This is a genomic window from Promicromonospora kroppenstedtii DSM 19349 (assembly GCF_000515355.1).
Taxonomy (GTDB): Bacteria; Actinomycetota; Actinomycetes; order Actinomycetales; family Cellulomonadaceae; genus Promicromonospora; species Promicromonospora kroppenstedtii.
The window spans coordinates 15,990-21,990 of sequence record NZ_KI911708.1 but is presented as its reverse complement, the minus strand read 5'-3'; the positions used below and the strand labels follow the sequence as shown (position 1 = coordinate 21,990).

Genomic DNA, 6,001 nt, shown 5'->3' with positions numbered 1-6,001 from the left:
GCTGCCGGCCGCCGGGTTCCACCGCGCCCGCGCCCGAGACCTTCGCCCTGCTGTCCTCGCTGCTCGCGGGCGACTGGGCGACCGCCGACGCGTCCGACGCGCGGCACCGCAAGGAGGCGAGCGGCCTCGTCGCCGCCTACGGCCAGTACTACCTGGAGAGAACGTTGCGATCGTTGAAGATGGTGGAGCGCTGATGGCCCGGAACGCGAACCGGGAGCTGGTCGCGCCCTTCCCGCACCCGTCCGGCGAGCGGGCCCCGCGGATCCCCAAGGAGTTCCTGCCGCGGCACGTCGCCGTGGTCATGGACGGAAACGGGCGCTGGGCGAACGCCCGCGGCCTGCCGCGTGTCGAGGGGCACCGGGCGGGCGAGAACTCCCTGCTCGACGTCGTCGCGGGCGCCGTCGACGTGGGCGTCGAGTACGTCTCCGCCTACGCGTTCAGCACCGAGAACTGGAAGCGCTCGCCCGAGGAGGTGCGCTTCCTGATGAAGTTCACGCAGGACGTGATGCGCCGCCAGTGCGACGTCATGGCGTCGTGGGGCGTGCGCATCCGCTGGGCCGGGCGCCGGCCGAAGCTGTGGAAGTCCGTGATCGACGTGCTCCAGGAGGCCGAGGAGCGCACCAAGGACAACGACCGCTGCACCCTGACGATGTGCGTCAACTACGGCAGCCGGGCCGAGCTCGCCGACGCCGCCGCCGCCATGGCGCGCGACGTCGCCGCCGGGAGGCTGGACCCGAAGCGGATCTCCGAGAAGACCGTGCAGAAGTACCTGTACCTGCCCGACCTGCCCGACGTCGACCTGTTCCTGCGGTCCTCGGGCGAGCAGCGCACGTCGAACTTCATGCTGTGGCAGGCGGCGTACGCCGAGATGGTGTTCCTCGACGAGCCGTGGCCCGACGTCGACCGCCGGCACCTGTGGCACGCGGTCGAGGAGTACGCGAAGCGCGACCGCCGCTACGGCGGTGCGCTGGACGCTCCTGAAGCTTCTGTGCGGTAGCTCCGCGTGCAATGCCGCTTAGCTTAGGCGTCGCTCTTCGCAGCACCGACTCGGAGGGCATCAACAAAGTGTTTGCGGCCCGACGCGGCGGCCTGCACCACGTGCGCCTGTCCCATCTATGGGCGCCAGGGAAGACGCAATTTCGACAGCCTGGTGATAACGCAACGGCCCCAGTGTGCGGTTCGATCAGGCCTCGACAACCACGATCGTTCGGCACACTATGGCCGTTGCGCTATCTGTCCGAAATAGACCCTGATCAGTGACGACGCCGGTCACGCGCCAGAACCGTCGCAGGTCCCACGCCCGTGAAAAAATTCCTCGGACCAGTTATCTGAGAATTGCCGGGCATCCCATGCCATGTGACTCCGAGTTTCGACGAAGCAACTCGCGCAGGTATCCGTCTCAGCCTCAAGGTCGTGGTCAAGGCTAGGCGCCGACGTACTCCGAAGCCGTCGTGACCGAGGTTATCGTCTTCGGATACGGGCACCATCCTGTGGAAGACCTCGATGTGCGAACAGCCGCCACCTCCGGCCCGTAGCGGTACGAAGACTCCCCTGAGCACTTGAACTTGACCCGGAAGACGTAGGCGTCGCTTGTCCGTTCGATGTAACAGGTGCTGCGGGCAAAGTAGGCGTACGGCACTCCGCCAGGGTTACCCCTTCCCGAACTCTCCGAACACTGTAGCGCCAGGATCCCGATCTCGGGCTGCTCGGTTGAATAAGCCAACCCCGGGCCTTCGGGTCGGTTGTCCGAAAGTGCGACAGCCTGCGACCCCACCCCGAGCATCATGGCGATCGAAGTCGTGACGACAACGACCGACCTGAAGAATGCGTTCTTCATATCGCCTCACCTTTCCCTCTCATTGCCGAATGCCGCGGCGGAGCCCACCATCCCTAAGTGTGATGTTCAGGGAGGTTGTTCAGTCGGGTGATGGGTGGTTGGTTGCCGATCGCTGTGTGGGCTCGGTGGTGGTTGTAGTAGTGCAGCCAGCCGGGTAGCTCGTCGCGGCGTTCGGTCTCGGAGGTGTAGTGCCGGGCGTAGGCCCAGCCGTCGGCCAGGGTGCGGTGGAAGCGTTCGATCTTGCCGTTGGTCTGGGGCCGGTAGGGGCGGGTGCGCTTGTGCTTGATCCCGAGCTGGGTGCAGGCATCACGCCAGGCGTGGGACCGGTAGGCCGCCCCGTTGTCCGACAAGACCCGCTGGACGTCCACGCCGCGGTCGGCAAGCCAGGCGATAGCCCGGTGCAGGACGCCGACCGCGGTGTCGGCCTTCTCATCCGTGTGGATCTCGACGTAGGCCAGCCGGGAGTGGTCGTCGATCACGGTGTGCAGGAACGCGGTCCCGGTGCGTGGGCCGTAGTCCGTGCCGCGGGGCAGGCCTGCGGTGGCGCGCTTGTTCCGTCTGCCTTGCTGCTGGCCGACGTAGCGGTGCCCGCCGCCGTCGGGGATGTTGCCGAACTTGGTCACGTCGACGTGGATCAACGAACCCGGGTACTCGTGTTCATAGCGGCGGATCGGCTCACCGGTGACCCGGTCGATCCGGGACAGGCGGTTGATCCTGGTCCGGACCAGGACGGCATGCACGGTCGAGGCCGGCATGCCCAGGCGCCCGGCGATCTGGACCGGGCCGAGGCGGTGGCGCCACCGCAGGCCGACGATCTGCTTGACCACGGGTCGTGGGGTCCGGGTCGGGCTGTGGTGCGGGCGGGAGGACCGGTCGGTCATGCCCGCGGTGCCCTCGGTGCGGTAACGGTGGGCCCACTTGCTAGCGGTGCGTGGCGAGACCATGAACATCTTCGCCGCGCTGGCGATGGTCCATCCGGACTCGACGACCAGACGCGCCAGGCGCAGGCGTGCTCGCGGGGTCAGCAGGGCGTTAGCGTGGGTCACGAAGGCCTCCGGTGAGCGGTGTGGTTTCTCGACAACTCCACTCCACAACCGGAGGCCTTCCTCAGCCCCTAACTCCGACCGCGTGTCGCCCGAATCCAGGAACAACCTCCCTGGACATCACACCTAAGTCTCGCTCGCCTCGGCTGTAGTGGGAGCCTACCGAGGCGCACATGTCTGGCGCAAGGTGAATTTACGCCGAGATTGCCCATGCTTTACTATCACCCGGGTGCACTCTTGACAGAATGCGATCGAGTGGCGCGTGAGGCTTCGTCAGGGTGTGCAGTGGTGCGCTTTGGAAATCCTGGATGACGATACGTTCAAGAGCGCTCGTTCATTCGGGGGGATGGCGCAGGCCGCGGTCCTGGAAAGGCTCGACGTCGCAGGTCCGTCGTGGTGCATGTGCAGGTGCAGGTGCAGGTGCAGGTGCAGGTGGTCGGACCGGACAAGATCGTGAAAGCTAATCGTGTGGCCAATGATCCGAGATCTCCTGAGTTCAGGACTCGTTTCAACTCTTCAAGCGACACTGATGCACGGCAAAATCTTCGGGAGTCTGCGCCCAGGGGAAGCGATGGCTTGGACAGGGCTGTGCCGCTAGCCTATGACATTCATTTCAGCAACTGTCGGACATAACTGCATCGGACCTAACGGGGGCTGCTGCACGGAACTGGACCGCCCGCGAGCAGTTGCGCATCGCGATTGTGACCCGGGCCGAGCGGACCTACCGCCGCCGCCAGGCCCGCGTGGGACGTTAGACCTTGATCGAGTACGAAGCCACCATGGCCGCTCAGGTCGCACTCGCCGCCTGAGAAACCCTGTCACAAACCCGTGCAGCAGTCCCTAATTTGGTTAGCCGTTGTTTGGTGTGCCCGCTCGATACGTGGGTTGAAAAGGTGAGGCAGACCCAGAAGGTCTGCCTCACCTCAAACGTGTCGTCGTTTGATGCTGTCAGGTGTGTTCGGCTGTCTGGTCATTCGCTGAGCACGGCGGCGAGCTCGTTGACCAGAGCGGGTACGCCATCCGGGTAGTCGTACGACAGTGCGGTCGGCGGGCCGACGGACGAGACGGGGATGGTGCCGGCGAGCTGGGCGAGCTTGCCGGCCTTCACGGCAGGCAGCGCCTGGAGCTCCGGCCGCTTCACGCTCTCCGCGGCTAGCTCTTCGGTCTGTGAATAGTTCACTACGACGTCGGACTCCAGCTTGTCCAGCTCCTCGTACGAGAGCGTGTAGGTGAACGCTTCGCCGTTGGTCGTGTCGAGCTCGTCTACGGCCGGAGCCGTGGTGAACCCAAGCCGTTCGAGGAACCCGGCGCGCGCGTCGGACGAGTTGTATACGTAGACCGCATCGAGTTCGGGAGAGTCCCAGATCGCGGCGATCGTCTGCCCCTCGAACTCGGGGTGCTCGTCCGCCAGGCCTGCGAAGTAGTCGTCGACGCCGGCGAGGACCTCTTCGCCTGCGTCGCTGCGGCCGAGCGCGGCTGAGGTGGTCGTGATCGTGTCCTCCCAAGACGTTTGCCACGGTCCGTCCGGGTAGGCGACCGTCGGGGCGATCTCGCTGAGCAGGTCGTACTGCTCCTGCGTGATGCCCGAGTACGTGGCGATGATGACGTCGGGCTCGGCGGCCGCGAACTCCTCGTAGGGCACCGTCGCGCCGGCCTCGGCGTCGGTCAGCACGGTCGGGTGCTCCACGCCGGCCTCGTCGTACGCCTCCTCGACCCACGGCAGGAGGTTGCCCTCGCCGACCGTCCAGGTCTGCTCGGCGACGGCGACCGGGAAGACGCCCGCGGCGATCGCGGCCTCGGTCGAGCCCCAGCCCCACGTGGCGACGCGCTCGGGCGCCGCCTCGATGGTGGTCTCGCCGAGCGCGTGCTCGATGGTCAGGGGGAACTCGTCGGTGGCGCCGGAGGCGTCGGCGGACGGCGTCGCGTCACCGCTGGCGGCCGGCTCTTCGGACGCGCAGCCAGCGAGGGTGAGGGCGGACGCGGCGACGAGGCCGACGACAGCTGCGAGGGATCGGCGAGATCGCACGGTTTCTCCCGGAGGTTTCAGTCGAACGACCGGCGGGTGCCGGTCGAGATGAGGTAACCCTAACCGCATTAGGTCACGTTGATGTTGCGGAATTGCGAGGGGTATGGGTGAGGTAAACCACGCCTACTTCGAGTGGAAGCGGCCTACCGGGACCACCAGCGGCGAGCCCGCGACCGGGTCGGGCACCACCTGGGCGCGCAGCCCGAACGCCTCGTCGACCACCTCGCGGGTCAGCACGTCCGAGGGCGCCCCCTCGGCGACGATCCGGCCGGCCGACATGACGACGAGGTGGTCGGCGTACCGGGCGGCGAGGTTGAGCTCGTGCAGCACCATCGCGACTGTCGTGCCCTGGTCGCGGTTCAGCTCCGTGAGCAGGTCCAGCAGGTCGAGCTGGTGGCGCACGTCGAGGAACGTCGTCGGCTCGTCGAGCAGCACGATGTCGGTCTGCTGCGCCAGGACCATCGCGATCCACACGCGCTGGCGCTGCCCGCCGGACAGCTCGGCGACCGGGCGGTCCGCGAGCTCGGCGACCCCGGTGGACTCCAGCGCGGTGGTGACCACGGCGTCGTCGTCGGAGGAGTGGCGGCCGAACCAGCCCTGGTGCGGGTACCGGCCGCGTGCGACCAGCTCGGCGACCCGCACGCCGTCGGGCGCGACGGACGACTGCGGCAGCATGCCGACCTTGCGGGCCAGCTCCTTGCGCGGCATCGCCGTGATGTCGGCGCCGTCGAGCGTGATGCGGCCGCCGTCGAGCGGGTGCAGGCGGGCAAGTCCCCGCAGCAGCGTGGACTTGCCGCAGGCGTTCGGCCCGACGACGGCGGTGATCTTGCCGTCGGGCAGCGTCAGGTCGAGGCCCTCGATGACCTTGAGGCCGTCGTAGCCCAGGCTGACGGACTCGGCGCGCAGGTTGGTCATCGGCTCCTCTTCTCGTTCGTGGCAAGCAGCCACAGCAGGTAGGGGGCGCCCACGAGCCCCGTGACGATCCCGACCGGGGCCGCGACGCCGAGCAGCCCGTGCTGCGCCACGACGTCCGCGACCAGGGTCAGGGCCGCGCCGGTCGCGGTGGACGCGACGAGGGCGGCGCCGCCGTCGTTC

General features: G+C 67.4%; 7 protein-coding genes. 2 read left to right on the top strand and 5 right to left on the bottom strand.

Annotated elements, in window-relative coordinates; all coding sequences use genetic code 11:
* Positions 1 to 194: DNA repair protein RecO C-terminal domain-containing protein (locus PROKR_RS19245; RefSeq protein WP_036965853.1), on the top strand; the 194-nt coding region annotated here is incomplete at its 5' end.
* Positions 194 to 997, top strand: a complete 804-nt coding sequence (locus PROKR_RS19240; protein WP_036965851.1) for an isoprenyl transferase — start codon at positions 194 to 196, stop codon at positions 995 to 997. The genes PROKR_RS19245 and PROKR_RS19240, both read left to right, overlap by 1 nt.
* A gap of 426 nt (positions 998 to 1,423) precedes the next feature.
* Here PROKR_RS19240 and PROKR_RS19235 read toward each other — a convergent pair whose 3' ends face one another.
* The 5 genes from PROKR_RS19235 to PROKR_RS19215 all read right to left on the bottom strand — a co-directional run.
* Positions 1,424 to 1,837 carry a hypothetical protein gene (locus PROKR_RS19235; protein ID WP_036965849.1) on the bottom strand — a complete coding sequence of 138 codons (414 nt, stop codon included), beginning with the start codon at positions 1,835 to 1,837 and terminating at the stop codon, positions 1,424 to 1,426.
* Positions 1,838 to 1,890: 53 nt separating this feature from the next.
* Entirely contained in the window at positions 1,891 to 2,883 is a 993-nt protein-coding gene (locus tag PROKR_RS19230; protein ID WP_036965847.1) for an IS481 family transposase, read from the bottom strand.
* A gap of 967 nt (positions 2,884 to 3,850) precedes the next feature.
* A complete protein-coding gene (locus PROKR_RS19225; RefSeq protein ID WP_036965845.1) occupies positions 3,851 to 4,906 on the bottom strand; it encodes an iron-siderophore ABC transporter substrate-binding protein in 1,056 nt (351 codons plus the stop codon).
* Between the two features lie 123 nt (positions 4,907 to 5,029).
* Positions 5,030 to 5,821 carry an ABC transporter ATP-binding protein gene (locus PROKR_RS19220; protein ID WP_036965843.1) on the bottom strand — a complete coding sequence of 264 codons (792 nt, stop codon included), beginning with the start codon at positions 5,819 to 5,821 and terminating at the stop codon, positions 5,030 to 5,032.
* Positions 5,818 to 6,001, bottom strand: a 184-nt coding sequence (locus PROKR_RS19215; RefSeq protein ID WP_036965841.1) for an iron chelate uptake ABC transporter family permease subunit, incomplete at its 5' end; no start/stop codon positions are given. The genes PROKR_RS19215 and PROKR_RS19220, both read right to left, overlap by 4 nt.

Bases quoted from the DNA above. Each gene is read 5' to 3' on its own strand.
- PROKR_RS19240 (WP_036965851.1), top strand. From the start codon at position 194: ATGGCCCGGAACGCGAACCGGGAGCTGGTCGCGCCCTTCCCGCACCCG.
- PROKR_RS19235 (WP_036965849.1), bottom strand. From the start codon at position 1,837: ATGAAGAACGCATTCTTCAGGTCGGTCGTTGTCGTCACGACTTCGATC.
- PROKR_RS19220 (WP_036965843.1), bottom strand. From the start codon at position 5,821: ATGACCAACCTGCGCGCCGAGTCCGTCAGCCTGGGCTACGACGGCCTC.